This window comes from Parafilimonas sp., from assembly GCF_047606085.1.
Lineage (GTDB): Bacteria > Bacteroidota > Bacteroidia > Chitinophagales > Chitinophagaceae > Parafilimonas.
On sequence record NZ_JASGEX010000003.1, the window covers coordinates 18136 to 38395 of the forward strand.

At 43.8% G+C, this 20260-nt stretch carries 13 protein-coding genes; 6 read left to right on the forward strand and 7 right to left on the reverse strand.

The features are described from left to right. The first annotated feature begins 1 nt into the window (after nucleotide 1). The 5 genes from QM629_RS00560 (at nucleotide 2) to QM629_RS00580 (ending at nucleotide 8103) form a co-directional block, all read left to right on the forward strand. Nucleotides 2-2149, forward strand: coding sequence for a PhoPQ-activated protein PqaA family protein (locus tag QM629_RS00560; RefSeq protein ID WP_415156103.1), 2148 nt, complete (start codon nucleotides 2-4; stop codon nucleotides 2147-2149). A 265-nt stretch (nucleotides 2150-2414) separates the two neighbouring features. Further along, nucleotides 2415-3584 carry a sialidase family protein gene (locus tag QM629_RS00565; protein ID WP_415156105.1) on the forward strand — a complete coding sequence of 390 codons (1170 nt, stop codon included), beginning with the start codon at nucleotides 2415-2417 and terminating at the stop codon, nucleotides 3582-3584. 78 nt (nucleotides 3585-3662) lie between these two features. Beyond that, the gene (locus tag QM629_RS00570) at nucleotides 3663-5891 is read left to right on the forward strand and encodes a hypothetical protein (protein WP_415156107.1); all 2229 of its coding nucleotides are present in this window, start codon (nucleotides 3663-3665) and stop codon (nucleotides 5889-5891) included. Between the two features lie 54 nt (nucleotides 5892-5945). After that, a complete protein-coding gene (locus QM629_RS00575) occupies nucleotides 5946-7238 on the forward strand; it encodes a sugar MFS transporter (RefSeq protein WP_415156109.1) in 1293 nt (430 codons plus the stop codon). 4 nt (nucleotides 7239-7242) lie between these two features. Beyond that, complete coding sequence (locus tag QM629_RS00580; protein ID WP_415156111.1) at nucleotides 7243-8103, forward strand: ROK family protein; 861 nt, start codon at nucleotides 7243-7245, stop codon at nucleotides 8101-8103. A gap of 25 nt (nucleotides 8104-8128) precedes the next feature. On the opposite strand, the gene QM629_RS00585 is transcribed toward QM629_RS00580, so the two are convergent. Together QM629_RS00585 and QM629_RS00590 are read right to left on the reverse strand one after the other, a co-directional pair. After that, a complete protein-coding gene (locus QM629_RS00585; RefSeq protein WP_415156113.1) occupies nucleotides 8129-9418 on the reverse strand; it encodes a sugar MFS transporter in 1290 nt (429 codons plus the stop codon). Between the two features lie 331 nt (nucleotides 9419-9749). Beyond that, on the reverse strand, nucleotides 9750-12374 hold the full coding sequence (locus QM629_RS00590; protein ID WP_415156115.1) for a glycoside hydrolase family 2 protein: 2625 nt from the start codon (nucleotides 12372-12374) through the stop codon (nucleotides 9750-9752). Between the two features lie 221 nt (nucleotides 12375-12595). Here QM629_RS00590 and QM629_RS00595 point away from each other — a divergent pair, with 221 nt between their 5' ends. After that, nucleotides 12596-13123 carry a hypothetical protein gene (locus tag QM629_RS00595; protein ID WP_415156117.1) on the forward strand — a complete coding sequence of 176 codons (528 nt, stop codon included), beginning with the start codon at nucleotides 12596-12598 and terminating at the stop codon, nucleotides 13121-13123. Nucleotides 13124-13225: 102 nt separating this feature from the next. Here the strand turns inward: QM629_RS00595 and QM629_RS00600 are convergent, their stop codons facing one another. From QM629_RS00600 to QM629_RS00620, 5 genes are all read right to left on the reverse strand, one after another. Beyond that, entirely contained in the window at nucleotides 13226-16192 is a 2967-nt protein-coding gene (locus QM629_RS00600) for an outer membrane beta-barrel protein (RefSeq protein WP_415156119.1), read from the reverse strand. A gap of 145 nt (nucleotides 16193-16337) precedes the next feature. Beyond that, nucleotides 16338-17168: a fumarylacetoacetate hydrolase family protein gene (locus tag QM629_RS00605; protein ID WP_415156121.1), complete on the reverse strand. Its 831-nt coding sequence runs from the start codon at nucleotides 17166-17168 to the stop codon at nucleotides 16338-16340. 261 nt (nucleotides 17169-17429) lie between these two features. Next, nucleotides 17430-17630, reverse strand: a complete 201-nt coding sequence (locus QM629_RS00610) for a hypothetical protein (protein WP_415156123.1) — start codon at nucleotides 17628-17630, stop codon at nucleotides 17430-17432. Then, nucleotides 17627-18247, reverse strand: a complete 621-nt coding sequence (locus QM629_RS00615; RefSeq protein WP_415156125.1) for a DUF6088 family protein — start codon at nucleotides 18245-18247, stop codon at nucleotides 17627-17629. The genes QM629_RS00610 and QM629_RS00615 overlap by 4 nt, the downstream gene beginning before the upstream one ends. Before the next feature lie 288 nt (nucleotides 18248-18535). Then, the gene (locus tag QM629_RS00620) at nucleotides 18536-20188 is read right to left on the reverse strand and encodes a UxaA family hydrolase (protein ID WP_415156127.1); all 1653 of its coding nucleotides are present in this window, start codon (nucleotides 20186-20188) and stop codon (nucleotides 18536-18538) included. Between the last annotated feature and the right edge of the window lie 72 nt (nucleotides 20189-20260).

Sequence of the window (20260 nt, forward strand, 5' to 3'; positions counted from 1 at the left end):
AATGATAAGAAAAATAAAGTTAGTATCCTGTTTGCTGTTTGCCTGGTTTGGGATAGTTTCAGTAAAAGCTCAAAATAATGTTACACCGCAAAATGCGCTGTTTCATTATCTCGGGATAAAAGACAGCATATACAAATGGAAAATCGTAGATTCATTTAAGTTAACCAGAGCAACCGGCTACAGGCTGTTGCTTACTTCCCAGAAATGGCAAAACCTTGTATGGAACCATGAGCTTATTATTATAGTGCCGTTACAACTTCAGCATGCAGATGCTTTGTTATTCATCAGCGGCGGTTCCATTAAAGACGACGTTCCGCGCTGGAGCTCTGATAGCGATAAAATCATTCAAAACCTGTCAGGCATTGCGGTGCATAATAAGAGCTGTGTAGCTATGGTGCGTCAGGTGCCGAATGAGCCTTTGTTTGGCGGCCTGGTGGAAGACCAGATCATTTCTTATACGCTTCATAAGTTTCAGCAAACGCACGATTATACATTGCCATTGCTGTTCCCCATGGTAAAGAGCGCTGTAAAAGCCATGACGGCGGTACAGGAGTTCACTGCTTCGCATGCTGCTGTCAGGGTTGAAAAATTTGTCGTATCAGGCCTTTCAAAACGGGGCTGGACCACCTGGCTTACCGGCGCCGGCGATGCCCGCGTGGAAGCCATTGCCCCCATGGTGATAGATGTGCTGAACATGCCCATAAGCCTTGACTACCAGATTAAAACCTGGAAAGATTACAGCATTGAGATACAGGATTATGTTAACCTTGGCATTCCGCAGCAGTCTGCATCGGAAGAAGGGCGCAAATTACTGGCTATGGTTGATCCCTACAGCTACAGGGATCGCCTCACCATGCCCAAAATGATCTTTATGGGGGGCAATGACCCCTACTGGGTAATTGACAACGTTAAGAATTATTACGATAGCCTGAAGGGCATTAACCTGCTGCAATACGTGCCAAACGCTGCCCATAACCTCGGCACAGGGGAGCAGGCTTTTAACGCCCTGGATGCTTTTTTTGCCTGTACCATTCATGGTGGCAGCTATAATCCGTTATCATGGAAAACAAGCCGGGAAAATAATAAACTGAAGGTAACCGTAACAACCAATAATAAGGCCCTATGCGTAAAGCTGTGGGAAGCCAATTCGAATGATGCCGATATAAGAAATAATGTATGGCTGTTTAAGGATATTTCCTATAAGCCCGGCACAGATAGTTTTTCGGTTGCCGAAGACGTTCCGCAAAAAGGGTACAGGGCTTTTTTTGTAGCGGTAACTTACCCCTGCCCCTGGGGCGGCACGTATGACCAGATGACCCGCGCTTTTGTTATGGATACGCTGGGCCTTGTTGACGACAGGGATAAAGGCCATCTTTCTGCCACGCTGAGCCGGCTTGCGTCGCCAGACCGGAAACATATTTTGGTGGCGGCGCACCGGGGGGAGCATCACCAGGCGCCGGAGAATTCAATAGAGGCCATTCAGCAGGGAATTGAAGCGGGCGTGGATATTGTGGAGATTGATGTGCACGTAAGCAGGGATGGCGTGCCGTTTTTAATGCACGATAAAACAATTGACCGCACCACCACAGGCCGGGGAGAAGCGGAATCTTTTACCTGGGATGAACTGAGCAAATTTTACCTGAAACATGCCGGTTCAATAACACCCTGTCACATTCCCACATTAAAGGCAGCATTGGAAACGGCAAAGGGAAAGATCGTGCTCGACCTTGATCTGAAAACGGATAAAATGAATAACGTGCTCAATGTAATTAAAGAGGTGGGTTATTCTGACAACCTGTTGTTTTTTGATGATGACTATAAAAATTTAAAAATTACGCGGACCGCAGGTGCGGCATTTAAGCTAATGCCCAGGGCGCATTCATATACACAGGCAGATTCTGCCATCAGGCTCTTTAAACCCACTGTTGTGCATATAGATACAAGCTTCTATAACGACAGTGTGCTGAACCTGATATATACCGGTAAGGCTTCTGCCTGGATAAACCTGCTCGGCGATATGGATGATTACCTTTTAACAGGCAGCAACCTGCCGGCTTTTCAAAAATATATAACCGGCGGCGCCAATATTTTTCAAACCAACGAGCCGGTTAAGGTTATACAATACCTGGAAAAAGAAGGGCTGCGGTAAAAAACCTCTGTAATGTCAGGTATAACCTGACAGGGTTGATTGTTTATAATTTTCTCTTAGAAACTGTTTGAAAATTTAATTCTCTGCAGGGATTTAGCGATTCTTCGCAAGAGCAAAGGAGTAAACAGCGTAATGAAGCGCCTCTGCCGGCTCTGTGTTCTCCGTGCGAAAAAAAATTTAAAACAGCTTCTTATGAAGAGCAAACCCAGGAAAATTTATTCAAGCGTTTTATGTTGATGATACTATTATTTCATAACCTGTATAAATGCGAAAAAGAATATCCTGTATATCTGTAGTGATAGCTATGCTTACCGTGCATGCCGTGGCGCAGGCGGTTAAGGATAGCATGCTGGTTTTTCCCCTGCAGCAGTTGCATACCCATTCCAGTTGCATAACCTGTTTGCCAAACGGTGATTATCTTACAGTTTGGTTTGAGGGCAGCGGGGAAAGAACGGCTGATGACGTAAAGATCATGGGCGCCCGGTTGTGCAAAGGCGAAACCCGGTGGAGCAAGCCTTTTTTAATGGCCGATACCTATAACCTGCCCGATTGCAACCCAGTGCTTTTCCTGAATCACGAAAACAAGCTGTTTCTTGTATGGATAACCGTACTGGCCAATAAATGGGAATATGCTGTTCTGAATTATAAAACATCTGTTGATTACCGTAAGCCGGGCGCCCCGGTATGGAACTGGCAGGGCAATATCTTCCTTCATCCGGACAGCAGTTTCTCCCAGGAGGTAAACAATAAATTCAGGCAATTGCCCGGTAACCATGCAGGATGGTCAGCTTATGCGCCCGCTTATGATGATATGATTAAGGAAGCCGCCACCGATAAAGGCAAAACAGTCATCGGCTGGATGACCCGTATATGCCCTTTGCTTGCCGGTAATAAACGCATCCTGCTGCCGCTGTATTCAGATGGCTTTAATTTTTCCATGATAGCCATATCTGATGATGACGGTGAAACCTGGCATAACAGCAAGCCAATTGTTGGAAGGGGAAATGTGCAGCCCGCGCTCGTGGTAAAAAACAATGGCAATATAGTAGCGTATATGCGCGATAACGGGGATGCGCCCAACCGGGTGCAGGTGAGCGAATCGGCAGACGGCGGGGAAACCTGGTCTGCCGCAGAAAAAATACATATTCCCAACACGGCCAGTGTAATGGTAACAAAACTTGCAAACGGTAAATGGGTTTTTATTGGTAATGATGAAGCAGATGGACGTTACAGGCTGGCTTTGTATCAATCGCAGGATGAAGGCCAAACCTGGAGAATAATGATGAGCCTGGAGAATAAGCCAAAAGGCGAAGGCAGCTTCTCCTATCCTTCCATGCTTCAGGGCCCGGACGGGTTATTGCATATTACCTATTCCTGCGGTTTACCCGGCGGGAAAGAATCCATAAAATATGTGGTGGTTGATCCGTCAGATTAGCGGCGCCAGGCGTTTCAAATTTGATGTTTGCGGTTAATTTATTCACGGTAGTATTCCTTTTAAAAAATAATTTGTTAGATGAGAAAATATCTGGTGCTTACAACAGGGTTTATACTTGGCATGCTTGTAAAAAGCATGGCTGCTGATAAGAATAATGATTCCGTATTCCGGCAGCCGGTATCTGTAAAATTTACTTTGGCAGGCACGGTTAAGGGCGCAGCTTTAAAGAAAGTGCTCATTGATTATAACGATGTGGTATATGTGCTTGCTGATGCAGGCTTATGCATCGGGAGCAACGGCATGGTGGTAAAAGACCTGCGTTACCGCACACTGGAAGACCGCATTCCCCTTGACATAACCCTGCAGGATGGCACCGGCTATCTGTACAATTTGTATAACGGGTATATTTTAACCAATGCAGGCACAGGCATTCCATTTTATGCATTGCCTGAAAATGTGTACAGCAAAATGGCAATAACCGCCGATTCAACCGTACTGGTTGCAGGCGGCTCTAACCTGGGTATCATTAAAAACAAAAAACTGCTTGCCTTACCAAACTTAAATGCACCCGTTATTGATATTAAAGCCTGTAAAAACAGTTTTTATGTTTTAACCGGAAGCATTTTATATAAAGTTGAAAAAGGCCAGGTAAAACCATTTTATAAAGGCAGCAATCTGCAGGCTTTTGAAATTATTGGCAATAATGTTTATATCGGAACCAATAATGGTTATATAGCCGTTGATAACGCTACGGGAAAAACAACCGTCTCATTGCAAACAAAGCTTCCTTCACTAAACATACAATGCCTTATTAATGTACATGATACATTATGGGCAGGCACGGGCGCCGGCGCTTTTACCAGGCTCAACAATGCAAAATATGATTACTGGGCATCAAAAAGATGGCTGAATGAAGACAGCGTGATAAGCATGGGCGCGGACAGTAAGGGCAATGTGTATATGCTTACGGCCAGCGGTTTAAATGAAATAAAATTCTCACCGGAAACTTATTTGTCAAAAGCCTCCTGTTTTGAAGAAAAGATCAGGCAAAGGCATATACGCTATGGCCTGCTTGCCGAGGTAAATTTTGCTGTGCCGGGCGATATAACCACTGCAAAAATGGTGGACACAGACAATGATGGATTGTGGAGCTCATTTTATATAGCCGCCGAAGCATTCAGGTATGCGGTTACCAAAGATGCGCAGGCAAAGCGCTATGCATGGGAAACATTTGCTGCGTATGAAAGGCTGTTAACGGTAAACCCGCTTAAAGGTTTCCCTTCACGTTCTTATGAACGGGCGGGCAGCCCTGTTTCCGGTGAAGATGCATGGCATCCTTCCGTTGATTCCGGCTGGCAATGGAAAGGCACTACCAGCAGCGATGAGTTTTGCGGGCACATATTTGCCGCCGCGGTAATGGATCAATGCGTAGCGGAAACAAAGGCGGAGAAAGCAAGGGTGGCTGATTTTATGGATAAGATATTAACCCATATACTGGAACATAATTACACATTTGTGGATGTGGACGGCAAACATACTTTATGGGGCCGCTGGAACCCGGAATATGTAAACTGGTATGCCAAAACCATCAGCGACAGAAAGCTGGGCGCAACAGATATTATTGCCGGTTTGCAATTAGGCTATGCATTAACCGGGAAAGAAATTTATAAAAAAGCAGGTATGGATTTGCTGTACCAGTCAGGCTACCTGGAAAATATAATGATAAGCCCGGACAGCATACGGGCCACGCCGGGATATGTTTACGATGGGCATGAAATGGGAGAGGGCCCCTGGAACCATTCGGATGATGAAATGGAATTTCTCAGCTACTGGGTATTGTATCATTACGCATATAACAACGATTTAAAAAAGCAGTATGCAAAAGCTATTCATGATTACTGGAAAATAGAAGCGCCTGAAAAAAATCCTGTATGGAACCTGATAGCCTACGGTACTTCAGGCGATTTTGATAAGGCTTCCACCTTATGGAACCTGCGTGAGTTTCCGCTGGACCAGATAAGATGGACCATTGACAACTCAAAGCGTAAAGACATTGAGCTTTTACCGGACAATTTCAGGATGCAATATTATAAAGAGGTCTTATCCCCGCGGGAAAGGCCCGTTAACCGCTACAATGCAAATGCTTTCAAATTGAGGGACGGAGAAAATTGGGGGGTAGATGACAGCAGCAACGGAAAAGATGTAAATGCGCTTAAATTAAAGGATAGAAATGATGGCAAAAGCGAGCTTACAGGTGTAGAATACCTTATGCCATACTGGATGGCCCGTTACCTGAAAGTGCTGTAAACAAAACCATATTTCACCTGTGTTGCATTTTAATCAATCTCTAATTTATATATAATGCCAAACCAGCCATATTCACAAAACGGGCGCAGCTATAAAACAGTAGCGCTTATCATGCTCACATTTTTTGTGATCTCTTTTCTCACCAATGTAATCGGCCCCCTGGTGCCGGATATTATAAAAGAGTTTAAGCTGAACCTTACGCTGGTGGCCATACTTCCTTTTGCCTTCTTTATAGCGTATGGTGTTATGTCAATACCGGCAGGTATTCTAAACGAAAAGTATAAAGAGAAAAGGATGATGGTGGCGGCCTTTATACTGGCTTTTGCAGGTGCAATATGGCTGGCCGTTCAGCCCAATTATTTAACGGCGATTGTTTCCTTTTTTTTAATAGGCTGCGGCATGGCGATACTGCAGGTGGTTATTAACCCTTTACTGAGAACTTCGGGCGGGGAAGAGCATTTTGCATTCAATTCTGTAATGGCCCAATTGTTTTTTGGCCTGGCATCATTCGTTAGCCCGCTGGTATATTCTTCCCTGGTAACCCGTTTTAATGATGCGCATGCAGGAAGCAGCGGCAGTGCATTGATACATATCCTGAAATCTGTAACGCCTGCCGATTTGCCGTGGATATCGTTGTATTGGCTGTTTGCTGCTGTTTGTTTGCTGATGATTATTGTAATACTGTTTTCAAAATTTCCGAAAGTAATACTTAACGCTGATGAAAAAGCCGGCACCATGCTGGTGCACCTGCAATTATTAAAAAACAAAAAAGTAGTGCTCTTTTTTATTGGCATATTCTGCTATGTAGGCACAGAGCAGGGCGTGGCTAACTGGACATCGCAATTTCTATATGAATACCATGGCTATGATGCGCAAACCATCGGGGCTTCTGCCGTGGCGTATTTCTGGGGGCTGATGACAGCGGGCAGCGTACTGGGCCTTTTGCTGCTCAAGGTAATGGATAGCAAAAAAGTGCTTGCTTTATTTACGGTTTTAGCCATACTTTCCTTTTCGCTTGGCCTGTTTGCCAGCGGCCCTGTTGCCCGATGGGCATTCCCCATGGTGGGCTTCTTTGCATCGGTTATGTACCCGGTAATATTTTCACTGGCGCTTAATTCTGTAAGCGAAAACCACGGCACTTTTTCCGGCATCCTGCTTACGGGCGTTACAGGCGGGGCTGTTATCCCGCTTGTTATTGGCCGCATAGGCGATGTGGCGGGCCTGCGCGCCGGCATGCTTTTTATTTATGTAACGCTCGGGTATATTTTAAGTATAATCATTTGGGCAAAACCCATCATCAGCAATAAAACTATCCGGATAGCAAAAAAAGAATCGAAAACATATTAATGCAATGAACAAAACATCAATCATCGGCGTGGACCTGGGAGGAACATACATTCGCGGGGCAAGAATTAATGCGGAAACAATTACAGAAATCGTATCAGTTAAAGTTTCATCATCAGGCACCGAAGAAAAGGTGCTGGATGAATTATACCAGCTTATAGACGGGTTGATGGACGAATCGGTTACGGCCATTGGAATAGGCGTGCCCAGCGTGGTTGATATAGAAAAGGGCATTGTATATGATGTGCAAAATATACCCTCCTGGAAAAAAGTATTGCTGAAGCAATACCTGGAAGCGCGCTATGGAATTACGGCTTACGTAAACAATGATGCCAATTGTTTTGTGCTGGGCGAAAAATATTTTGGCAAGGCCCGCAACTATCACTCTTTTATCGGCCTTACCATTGGCACAGGCCTTGGCGCCGGCATCATGATAAACAATAAGCTATATACAGGCGCCAATTGCGGCGCCGGGGAATTTGGCATGGTGGACTATAATGGTTACCCGTTTGAATATTTCACCAGCGGCCAGTTTTTTTTAAAGCAATACCACGAAGAAGGGGAATATTTATACGATAAAGCCATGAAAGGCGATGCGGCGGCTGTAAAATGCTTTGAAGCGTTTGGAACGCATCTTGGCAATGCTATAAAAATGATATTATATACCTACGACCCGGCGCTTATCATTATAGGCGGTTCTATAAAAAAAGTATATCCTTATTTTCAAAAAACAATGTGGGACTGCATTAATACATTCGCCTACCAGAAATCACTCGGGCATCTTAGCATTGAAATATCAGATTTGAAGCATTGCGGCGTACTGGGCGCCGGCGCTTTATGTTATGATGCCGGCAGCCTGGTGTTATAAACCAGGCTGTAACATATACGGCGCCCTACCTCACCTTTTTGCCGATCTTGCTTCCGGAAACAGCATAGTACAAAATAAAAAGATAACAGGGCACCATAATCCAGAATGCTTTTTGCAGGCCAACATGCTCGCCCAGTATGGCCCATATTTTTGGAAGGATGGCGCCGCCTGCAATGCCCACAATGAGCAATGCAGAACCGGTTTTTATATGTTTTCCCAGGCCATCTATGGCCAGCGGCCATAATGCCGGCCAAACAGGTGCATTGGCAAAACCCAGTAAAACAATAAAAGTGATGGATGTATAACCCGACGTGAAAATAGCGCCCATTGAAAAAATAATACCTAATATAGCTGCAATGCGCAGCGATTTTTCCTGGCTGATATATTTTGGGATTAATGCAATGCCCAGCAGGTAAGACACAAGCATCGCTATCATGGTATAAGTGGTAAAATGTTTGGCTATATCAAGCGGAATATTTATTTCTTTGCCATACACCTGTATAATATCACCGGCCATTACTTCAACCCCCACATATAAAAACAAAGCAATAAAGCCGAAGAAGAGATATGTGTAGGAGGAGAGGGGCCGGCCGCCCGTTGCTGCATCAGCATCTTCTTCTGCCTGTATGTTTGGCAAAGAAGATAAGCGTATCATGATGGCCAGCAATACCAGTATAACGGCCAGTACAATATAGGGCATCACCACCTGTGATGCAAGCTCGTTTAACCTGGCTGCTTTATCAGCAGGATTAAGTGTGGCAAGGCTGGCTTCAAAACCGCTCATGTCTTTCAATAAAATAGCACCCATTACCAATGGCGCCAGTGCGCCTGCGCCTTTATTGCAAATGCCCATAATGCTCATGCGTTTGGCAGCGCTTTCTATCGGCCCGAGGATGGTGATATATGGATTGGATGCCGTTTGCAATAAAGCCAGGCCAATGCCTATTACAAACAGGCCGGTAAGAAATAAGCCAAATGTGCGCTGGTGCGCAGCAGGAATAAATATCAATGCCCCGATGGCCATTACAAGAAGGCCATACATCATACCGCTTTTAAAGCCCACTTTGTTAATCACCCACGATGAGGGAAACGCCATTAAGGCATAGGAAATATAAAAAGCAAACGTAACCCACACGGCCTGCGAGGTATTCAGCTCACAGGCAATTTGCAGGTAAGGGATGAGGGTACTGTTTACCCATGTTACAAAACCAAAAATGAAAAACAAAGCGCCGATAATAATGATGGATTTTGATGTGCCTGATTGCGGTTTTGCAGCTACTTCAATTGGTTGTGCATACTCTTCGGTTTGTTGCATGTTGTATTGGTTTGATTATATGAATAGTGAATTATTTATTTGATGCGGGGCGCCTGTTTGCCACCCTCTCAAATTTAACCCGCGTACAGCAATGATGCGTAAACAAACGTTTGCGTTGTTAAAGATATTGCTGCCGGTGTGACGCCGGATGCGTTTGACCGGATTATTTACGCTCTGCGAAGTCCTGCGCTCTGCGAAGTCTCCTGACTTCGCAGTTATTATGCGCAAAGTCTCAGACTTTCATTAAAAAATGGATTAACAGTCATAGCTATAACCTGCCAGCAAACCGCTATTGGTCTGACGCCTGATGCGTCTGACCACATGACAATCTTTAATTTATTTTATACGCATGTTTCCCTGTGTTCCAACCCTCTACTTCTACTGCAGCATCTGCAGGCATACTGCTGCAATCAATCATAATTGTTTTTGATGCGCCGGGCAAAACAGAAATATAATTATCGCTATAAAATGTTGGTAATATTCTTTCTTTTGTTTTGCTGTTGATTAATGATACCCTGTTAAAGAATGCTACCGGCTTATCAGCAGGATTATTTAATGTAAGCTGAATTTGATTGTTATTAACTTTTATTGCTTTTACATTCAAATCTGTTGATGCCAGCGTTTGCAGGCCTGAATAGTTACCTGTTGAATCGGGCAGCCAGTATAAATTATCGCTGATGGGTTGCTGCCGCAAGTTCAATAAACGCAATACCAGAAACACACCCTGCTTTGCTGCCGCTTCTTTTAACGCCGGGCCAATGGACAGATATTTTTTTACAACGGTAGGCCCTATTTCTGAGAACGCCTGTGTTACCATTCTTTCTTTGCCATTCATATCAACGAGTAAAACCTGCAGCATCATATCGCGATGTGTTTCAAAGGTATTGTTCACAGCCATTACCGAACTGTCAACCGGGTTGAACATAATATGCAAGGGATCGCCTGCTGTTTTCAATCCATACAAACAGGCGTTGGGATCGAGATAGTAATCATACATCTGCCCGCGCAAAGCCGTCCAGGGGTTTTGTGTTTTCCAGATAATGACGCCTGTGTACCATTCCCATGCATGCGCTGAAAAACCTTCAATGAGGCCGCGGTACTGATCATAGTTTATTAACTGGGCTTTTGTTGCAAAATCCTCTGCATCTTTTGCCCCGCCGTAGGCATCCGGGGTTTTATCATAGCCGATATATTTATGATATTGCCACACAGAATCAACTTCATACTTACCGTTTTCATAAACAGGCGGTATTAAATTTTCCGGCGGCAGAAAGCGTTTGAGCGAGGTATAATCGCCGGCGCCCACAGAGCCTACTTCGGAATTAAACGGAAATGTTCTTTCGCCCCAGAAAGTTTTAATATCCTGTATGCCATAAGGCCCGTCGCCATTGCCGCCCAGGAAATTATAGCTCATGCTGTCTGAATTGGAGTAGTCAATGAACCAGCGGGTACCATCTAATAATGGCATTAATGAATCTTTCAGCGCATGAAAAATATCCTGCGGCAAGGTTATCTCGTTGCCGCCGCACCATATTGCCAGCGACGGATGGTTGCGTATCAGTTTAATCTGATCGGCAGCAGATGCAATAAATAAATGATGGTCATCGGGGTAATTTCTTCTCGCCCACTGGTCATCTTTTTTCATCGGGTCAACCCAGCGACCATTGCAATCGCCGCTGCCCCAGAAATCCTGCATCACCAGCATACCATATTTGTCGCAGGCTGCATAGAATTCAGGCCTTTCCGTGATGGCGCCGCCCCATATCCTGATGAGGTTTAAATTCATGTCATGATGAAAGCGCACTTCTGCATCATAACGTTCTTTTGAAAATCGCAGCATAGCATCGGAGATGATCCAGTTGCCGCCTTTTATAAATATCTTCTGCCCGTTTACTGCTACTTCCCTGCTACGCGTAACATTGTTCCAGTCTGTGGTTATTTCACGAATGCCAATAGTTGATGAATCCACATCGCTCAACACATTGCCAATAGTAAATTTCAGATTGAGCGGATATACATTTTGCGGCCCATACGTATTCGGCCACCACAATTTCGGGTTTTGCAATAGCAGGTCTTTTAACTGAACAGCCCTGGTTGATTGTGCAGGCACCGTAACAGGCTCAGAAACTGTATTGCCCCCCAGTTCATAACTTACAATGCCTGAAACGGCTATTTCGGTGGGATTATATAATTCAGTTGAAACGTGAATGATGGCTGGTTGCTGTGCGCCCTCCACTTTTCTTATGCCGGGCACATCGGTTACAATATGCGTGTTTTGAATTTTTACCTGTTGCGTTTTTTCAATCAGCACCTTATCCCAGATGCCGGTATTGCGGTCGCGTATGGGCTGAATCCAGTCCCAGCCTGCCACATATTGATGCGAGATATTTCTGGCTATCGTTCCATCGCCGCCCTGGCCGCCATTGGCATGGCCCACCGCATCAGGCGGGTAAACGATCACAGCCAGCCTGTTCTTACCGTTTTTATTTAAGTAAGAGGTGATGTTATATTCCTGGCTTAAGAACATGCCTTTGTGCAGTGTTTTGTTTAGCTGACGGCCATTCAGAAATACATTGCAGCTATAATTAATGCCTCTCAATTTCAAATAAACCTGTTCTGTTGATGAAGCGGTTTCCGTAAAATCCTTTACAAACCAGTATGTGTAATAAGCTGCGCCCACATTGTATATATCCGGTATCTTTTCGTTATTCATTCCATAAAATGGATCGGGCACTTCTTTATTATTCAGCATGGTAGTTAAAACCGTACCGGGCACTGTCGCCGGTTTCCATTTGCCAATATTATAATTGGAAGAAGAAATGGTATTGCCATCTTCTTTAACAGATGAAGCTTTCATACATTTCCAGCCTTCATTCAGTTCATAAGCCGGCTGGGCGTTCAGCTTAAAAAATAATACAAGTGAAAATAACAGAATGGTTGCTGGTTTTTTGAACATGCGCATATTACAGTTTAAAAACAGGACAAACTATTTTGAATAGCTGTTCCCTTAATACAATTCCGTATTGTGAACGATCAGGAATGGCGCGATTACGCCTGCCGCCAATATACTCCGTAAAATTTTACCGGCATAAGTTTTTGCAAAAAACGGTTAATTAATATTTTGATGTGCCGGCTTGTTTTGGCTTGAAAGCTAATTAAGCTGCAGGTTTAAATAGTGTGTCTTGTCAGGACACTATAAAATTTGCAGCGCTTCCGCCATTCATCTTATCCTGTTTTAAAAAACCTCCGCCACATGCAGAACCTGCCGCTATACGTTTTTATATAAAAATAGATGCCTCATGGGATAAAACCGAAGATGAATTTATAGTGCCTGTATTTTATAACGTTCCTGAATTCACCAATATAAAAATTGATGATGGGATATTGATAAAAGATTCGGCTTATGGAAAAGGCAATGCAGACGGGATGGCGAATGCCGGTGAAAGGATCATGCTTTACGAGGATACCAGCCGGCTGCGGTTATATACAGAAGACCCTTATGTTATTGCCAGCGAAGAAAAGCTGGCTGATGAAATTATACCGGCGCGCTGGCCGGATGGCTATACCTTCAGTTCTGTTATTCAAATTTCACCTGATTGCCCTATAAGCCATGAAATAGAATTTTTGGCCAGCTATGAAACAAAAACATTCAACCCCATGGAAAGAAAACTGCATTGGGGAAGGATAAAAATAAAGGTGCAATGAAAACAAAGCGTCAATGGATATAATCCTGGTTGCAATGCAAACGAAACTGCCCGTTCCTGCTTCAGAACAAAGCCGGGCATAAACATTTTACAAAACCTCCGGCTATTCTGAAGGCCCGCCTGGTGGTGACCCGCCACCGCCAGGTTCACCGCCTCCGGGCGGCGGCATATTATCATCATTCCTAAACTCGGGCAGCTTTTTTTGCTGCTGGCCTTTTGAAAAGTTGCGGATGTTGTACGTAAATGTAAGCATTACATACCGGGTAAGCACTTTCGTTTGCACATCCTTGATATAAGTGGATTCAACTGTTCTTGAAATGCTTACATTCTGATTTAATAAATCGTACACGCTGAACCTTAATTCGCCGGCTTTATTTTTAAATATCTGTTTGGCAAAAGCTGCATTCCATAATGGCACAGATGTATTGTAGCCATCGGCCCTGCCGGTATAAGCCGTGTAGGTAAAATCGTTTTCCAGTATCCAGCCCGATTCCGTATAGTAAGTGGCGCCCAGGCTTATGCTATGGGAAAAGTAATTATCATTATTACCTGACTGCACTGAATAGCGGGCTATGTTATAAGTGGGCGTTACAGAAAAATTCACGTCAAAATTCTTTTTCACATTCGTGGTAAACCGTACCGTTTCACCTATAGTATAATTCGTTGTTTTATTAAGGGTGTCGTTAATTATGCTCATGCTTTTTTTATCGGTAAGGTTGGTTGTAAAGTTCAGGTTCGATTTAGGCTTTTTTAATTGAAAGCCATAATTAAAAAAAGCAGAAATATTATATGCGCCGTTTAAGTTTACGTAGGTTATTGTATCAACGCCTGTTATGGTATTTGTTTTAACCGCGCTTACAATATCATTGCTGGTAAAGTCAGCATTTAAGGTGGCAAAAATATTATGAAAATTATTGGAGGTGGCGCTGCTGTTGCTATTACTATTATTATTGCTGTTATTTGCGTTGCCGCCGTTGCGATAGTTGTTAAAGCCATTGCCACGATCGAAGCTGAAGCTGGTGCCACGGTTAGAGAAACTAAAGTTATTATACATGGCCCTGAAGGTATGCGTGAAGGATTGCTTCAGGTTGGGGTTGCCAATTACCACATTCAGCGGGTCGCTGTTATCAACCACAGGCTGCAACTGGGTTACACTGGGCTGGCTTGTTCTGCCGGAGTAATTAAACCGAAAATGGGCAGTTCTGCTAAACTGGTATGAGAGATTAGCCGTGGGGTACATATTTACATAGTGCTGTACAAGATTAACGTTTTTGCTGCTGTTAATGCTGTTAAGATCGCCAAACTGCACGCCATTGCCGAAGCTAAGGTTCAGGTTGCCGCTCTGAATACGGTAATTCAGCGTAACCCTGTTTGAGGAATAGGTGTTTTTATAGTTGTTGGTGAGTAAGGTATCAATGGATGAAAATTTTTCCGTAGCGCTATCGTAATCGTAGGTTGTTTTATTGGTGGTGTTCAGGCTATAGCTGTAATTATAATTCAGCTCTAACTGCGATTTTTTACCAATGGGCTCGGTATAAGAAGCCGTAGCGCTTATGCTTTGCCCCTGCGTGGAAGAAATGTAATGCTGGTTAACCAGGTAAGGAGAATCCACGCCGCTGTTGTAATAATCTGTGAGGGAATAATTCATTCCATTCCCATCGTTTGAATTGCCGGAGCCTGATAAACCCAGCGAAAATGTTCTGCCCGTTGTTTTAAAGCGGTGCCTGAAAAGAACGTCAATGTTACCATTATAACCTTTGTTATAGCTGCTGGTAGAGGCGGCAGATGTATTTAACAGGTCTGATGTTCCCTGTGTTGTACTTGCGGTTGAAGAAGCATTGCTTGTTTTTTCCTGGTAGGTAATGTTAGGCCTTATGATCATTGAATTCATGGAATCAAACTTGGCTTCAACATTAAGGTTTAAACGCTGGTTTACATTCTTGCTTATTGAAGCTTCCTCTTTATTGTTGAAGACGGAAGAGTCGCCGCTCACGAAATTTTCTGTTTGGGTTTTTTGATCCTTATCCGTTAGCATATTATTGTAAAAATAGCTGCCATATACATTGGTGCTTTTGCCCCAAACATCCCTGTAATTCAGCCCGGCCGCTTTGGTTGTTATAAGCCCTGAATTATTGCTGGTTGAACCGGAACTGCTGCTGCTCTGTTTCTGGCCGCCGCCTCCCGAACCGCCGCCACCTCCGCTCCCTGAAGAAGAAAAAATATCCTGCGGCGTAAAGTTTTGTTTATTGGTATTATTTAATTGCCCGATGAAGCTTATTTGCTGGTCATCGCTAAACTGGTTATAGTTTGCGGAAGCATTATATAAGCCTTTGTTTCCCGCGCCGGCAGCAAGTTTTCCAAAAGTGCCGGAATTTTTTTTCACTATGATATTAATTGTTTTAACCCGGTTGCCATCGTCAAACCCGGTAAACTGGCTTTGGTCGCTCTGGTCATCAAAAACCTGTATTTTATCAATTACATCGCTGGGTAAGTTTTGGGTGGCTGTGCGCGGGTCATCGCCAAAAAAACGTTTTCCATTTACCAGCACCCGCTGTACCGTTTCCCCCTGCGCTTTTATATTCCCGTCTTTATCCACATCAAGGCCGGGCATCTTTTTCAAAAGGTCTTCAGCCGTTGCATTGGGCTTTGTGGCAAATGAACCGGCATTATATTCTATCGTATCTTCTTTTATAACAATTGGCGGCGCTTCCACCACCACTTCAGCCAGTTCATGCGCATGCGGCTGCATATAGATTGTACCTGCATTAAGCGTAAAATTTGTACTGTCTATGGTAAAATTCTTTAAACGGGTTTCATAGCTGCTGAAAACGATTTTTAAAATATACCTGCCAGCGGGTATATCCGTTATTAAAAAACTTCCATCGTTTTCCGATAATGATTGTTTAAATGAAGAAGAATCGCTGCGCAAAATAATCACCGTTGCATTTTTAAGCACCTGGTGTTCGGTGCTATCCCTCAGAACGCCTTTTATGGAACCAGGTACAACCTGGCTGAATACAGCAGCAGCAGAAAATACCAGGACAATTACAAATAAAATTTTATACTTCATGCTAAAGTTTAACTCCTTCAATTAAGGATACAAACTTTGCATTATTGTTTAATAGCCTGAAAATAAATTCGATTAAAGGGGAAAATGTTGCGGCGAAACAGAATGTTTAACAGAAGCCCGGCAGGCAGGAACAAGGGCATATAGCTTATATTCTGTATGCCACCACATTTGCCAGCACACCAATATTTTCAATGCCAATTTCCACCTCATCGCCGGATTGCAGCGTGAAATCATTTGGCGGAATGATGCCGGTGCCTGTCATTAAAAAGCAGCCATGTGTAAATATGTTTTCACGGAATAAATATTCCGCAAGTTCTGTAAAACGGCGTTTCATGCGGTTAAGTTGTATGGAACCTTCAAACACGGCTTCTTCATTTCTTTTAATGCTTAGGTGTATGGCTGTATCCAAAGAAATTTCCTTTTCAGTTATATATAAACAGGGTCCGAGCGCTGCGCTGCGGTAATACAGTTTGGCCTGTGGCAGGTACAAAGGGTTTTCGCCTTCAATATCCCTTGAGCTCATATCGTTACCAATGGTATAAGCCGCAATTTTTCCTTTTGTATTGATGAACAGTGTAAGCTCCGGTTCCGGCACATTCCATTTGGAATCTGCACGGATAAAAACCTCTTCGCCCGGTGATGCAACGCTGTAAGGCAGGGCCTTGAAAAACAGTTCCGGCCTTGCTGCGTTATATACTTTACTGTAAAAAACTGCGCCGCCTGCTTCTTTGCTTTCCTCCATCCTGGCATCGCGGCTGCGTAAATAGGTAACGCCGGCCGCCCACACTTCCTGTTTGCCTATCGGGGCAAGAATTTTTATTTCATTCCAGTTAACGGAAGTTTTCCCTGATGAAACAGACGTCAGGTATTCAAATAAATCATCACGGTTTATCAACGCATCAAAATCTTCGTGCAGTATAAAATGTGCTTCGTTACGCTGAAGAATAAGGCCGGCAGAGGTTTTGAATAATTGCATTCGTACAAGTTTGTTTTTTTAATGGCCTCATGGAACGCCCTGATGTACATTACCCTGTGAAGAATACATTTTTACATGGGCGTTTCATTGGCTGTTCAATTGTATATAGTATTTTGATAAAATGTTTACAAGGATAACCGACGTTAGCGGTTTGCCCTTCTTGTCTGTATGTTATTTGTTTGTTCATTTGGTCTGCCTGTTGTGCGCTGGCTTATTGTGTTTATCCGTTTTTGTAATTCCGTCAGCCGTTTTATGAGCTCGTCAAATGGCAATGGCTGTCCGTAAATCATTGTCTGTATCATTGTTGCGTAGTCTTGTTGCCAACGTATGAACGACCCACCAATCTTTTTCTGCGGCTGACGAAGAAGGTAAACCAATCTGTCTGCTCGTTTCTGCAAACAGTCTGATTTTAGTTTCGTCAGGCAACTTAAACCATTCTTTTAGATGTGTAAACTTATTCATTTCGTTTCTGCAATTATTTTTCTAATCCAAACAGGTGCCAACTGTAAATCGTGTTGCAGGCGTTTGGGATTTTCATTTTTCAAAATCTTTTTTATCTGTTTTATTTCGCTGTCTGTTGCCTGGTCTTTTCCGATTGTTCGCAATGCTTGGATTGCCAACATACTTGCTTCGCCAATAAAAGCTAAGTTCTTTGAACTTGCTTTTTTAAACGTAATAGATTGTTTTCCGATTTTTATTTTTCGCGCTGATGTGTCGGTGTAATACACGATGCTTAAAGGCACTTGTGTTGTAAGCCCTAATTTATACATTGCATAACTGCCTGTTGGTACTATGGTTGCCCTGTCTCTTTTGGCAATGGCAACGGCAATGTCTTCAATGCCTGGCAAAACTTTTCCAATATAATCATCAATTACAGGACGAACGTAAATACCTTGTGCAACTCTTTCTAATTCCTCTGATTTTACCAGGCGCTCCAAAGCCTTGTTTGCCGATTTGGCATTAGCAATCGTGGTAAAGCTGTCCACAAAGAAAAGCGTACCTCGCGGGCTACGCTTTATCTTCCCTAATACTTGTAGTTCAATGCTTTTAGACATTTTTCCGCTTAAATCTTGTCGCAAATTTAGTAAATATTTGCGACAAGATATGCTCAATCTGCAACTCAGATACGCTGTAACCAGGTAAAGTCTCTACAGGCTGGTTCTTTGGGGGTAAAGCCGCATTTGGTGGTTAATGATAGGGGAGAACAGATGGCAGCGAGTTTTACAAGTGGTAAATCCCATAAAAGAAATTTTTTGATGGTTATTACTACTTGATTCTTGTTGATCTCACGTTATTTTACCCTTTTACCGCTACCGGTCTGACGCTTCAAAGCGTCAGACCGCGTTTTGCAATGCAGCGTTTTTAAGCTATAAGGATATACCGCGTTTCCACGGAATAAAATCATCATGCAGGCCTGCTTCTGCCTTAGCCTGTACATTGCCATTGGCCACCTCAATAATGTAGTTCAAAATCCTTTCGCCCGCCTGTTCAATCGTTTCATTGCCTTCAATAATTGGACCGGTGTCTATATCAATTATATCCGTCATGTTATGATACAGGGCAGTATTGGTTGATAGTTTTAATACAGGCGTTACCGGATTACCTGTTGGTGTGCCCAAGCCTGTTGTAAACAAAACAATAGTAGCGCCGGCGCCCACTTCGGCCGTGGTGGATTCCACGTCGCTGCCGGGCGTGCATAATAAATTCAGCCCTGGCTTTGAAACCTTGCCGGGATAATCCAGCACATCTGCCACAGGAGAAGTGCCGCCTTTTTTTGCAGCGCCTGCTGATTTAATGGCATCGGTTATCAGGCCGTCTTTAATATTACCAGGAGAGGGGTTGGCATAAAACCCGGAGCCAACATCCATAGCCTTTTGATTATATGTGGTCATTAAGTGCATGAAGCGTTCTGCTGTTGTATCATCCATGCAGCGGTCGCTGAGCTCCTGTTCAACGCCGCAGAGCTCGGGGAATTCTGATAAGATAACAGCGCCGCCTAATGCCACCAGTATATCAGAAGTATAGCCAATAGCGGGATTAGCGGAAATACCGGAAAAGCCGTCTGACCCGCCGCACTCCAGGCCTATGCACAATTTATGGAGCGGTGCAGGCCTGCGCTTCAGTTCATTTGCCTGTACCAGGCCTTCAAAGGTTTTTTTGATGGCTTCGCCCAGCAATTTTTTTTCATTGCCTATCTTTTGCTGTTCAAGCAGTATCAATGGCTTTGAAAAATTCGCATCGCGCTTTTCAATCTCTTCTTTCAGCGTGGCCACCTGTGCATTCTGGCAACCGAGGCTTAATACAGTTGCACCGGCCACATTAGGATGGGTAATATACCCGGCCAGCAAACCGCATAAGGCCCTGGCATCGTCCCGTGTGCCGCCGCAGCCCATTGTGTGGGTTAAAAATTTTATACCGTCAACATTCGGGAATATCTTTTTGTTTTCCGGCGCAAATTCATCTTCATCGGCAAACAGGAGATCGTATTCTTTATTGCCGCTTTCATACTCCTGTATCATGCGGTGCACCATAGCTTCATAAGACGATTCTTTGGGCGCATAACCCAATGCTTTCATAAAGGCTTCCTGCAGCACATCCACATTTTTATTCTCGCAGAAAACCATGGGAATTACCACCCAGAAATTCCTTGTGCCCACGGAGCCGTCGGCGCGGTAATAGCCATTAAAGGTTTTGTTTTTAAAAGCCGTTACATCGGGCTTATGCCATTCCGTATGCCTTTCTTTTAGTATAAAATTGCCGGAAGCGTGCTTTACATTTTTTATGGAAAGCAAGCCGCCCTTTGGTATAAAGCTCATGGCCCTGCCTACCAAAACACCGTACATGCATATTTCATCACCTTCATGTATATCAACCAATGCATACTTATGTTTGGCCGGTATATTTTCCTGTATCTCCACCTGGGGCAGCGGGGCCTGGTTAATTTGCTCGCCTTTATACAATACCGTGAGTGCAACGGCTACATTATCTTTTGGGTGAATGCGCAGAACTTTTGTTTGCATAATAATTTAATAACAGGTTGCTTTAATGTTAAAGCCTGGAAAAATAATCAGGAATCGCTATACAAAATTTAA

Excerpts from the sequence above, each read along its gene's own strand:
- QM629_RS00560 (WP_415156103.1), top strand. The coding sequence starts at position 2 with ATGATAAGAAAAATAAAGTTAGTATCCTGTTTGCTGTTTGCCTGGTTT.
- QM629_RS00565 (WP_415156105.1), top strand. The coding sequence starts at position 2,415 with ATGCGAAAAAGAATATCCTGTATATCTGTAGTGATAGCTATGCTTACC.
- QM629_RS00570 (WP_415156107.1), top strand. The coding sequence starts at position 3,663 with ATGAGAAAATATCTGGTGCTTACAACAGGGTTTATACTTGGCATGCTT.
- QM629_RS00575 (WP_415156109.1), top strand. The coding sequence starts at position 5,946 with ATGCCAAACCAGCCATATTCACAAAACGGGCGCAGCTATAAAACAGTA.
- QM629_RS00580 (WP_415156111.1), top strand. The coding sequence starts at position 7,243 with ATGAACAAAACATCAATCATCGGCGTGGACCTGGGAGGAACATACATT.
- QM629_RS00585 (WP_415156113.1), bottom strand. The coding sequence starts at position 9,418 with ATGCAACAAACCGAAGAGTATGCACAACCAATTGAAGTAGCTGCAAAA.
- QM629_RS00590 (WP_415156115.1), bottom strand. The coding sequence starts at position 12,374 with ATGTTCAAAAAACCAGCAACCATTCTGTTATTTTCACTTGTATTATTT.
- QM629_RS00600 (WP_415156119.1), bottom strand. The coding sequence starts at position 16,192 with ATGAAGTATAAAATTTTATTTGTAATTGTCCTGGTATTTTCTGCTGCT.
- QM629_RS00605 (WP_415156121.1), bottom strand. The coding sequence starts at position 17,168 with ATGCAATTATTCAAAACCTCTGCCGGCCTTATTCTTCAGCGTAACGAA.
- QM629_RS00610 (WP_415156123.1), bottom strand. The coding sequence starts at position 17,630 with ATGAATAAGTTTACACATCTAAAAGAATGGTTTAAGTTGCCTGACGAA.
- QM629_RS00620 (WP_415156127.1), bottom strand. The coding sequence starts at position 20,188 with ATGCAAACAAAAGTTCTGCGCATTCACCCAAAAGATAATGTAGCCGTT.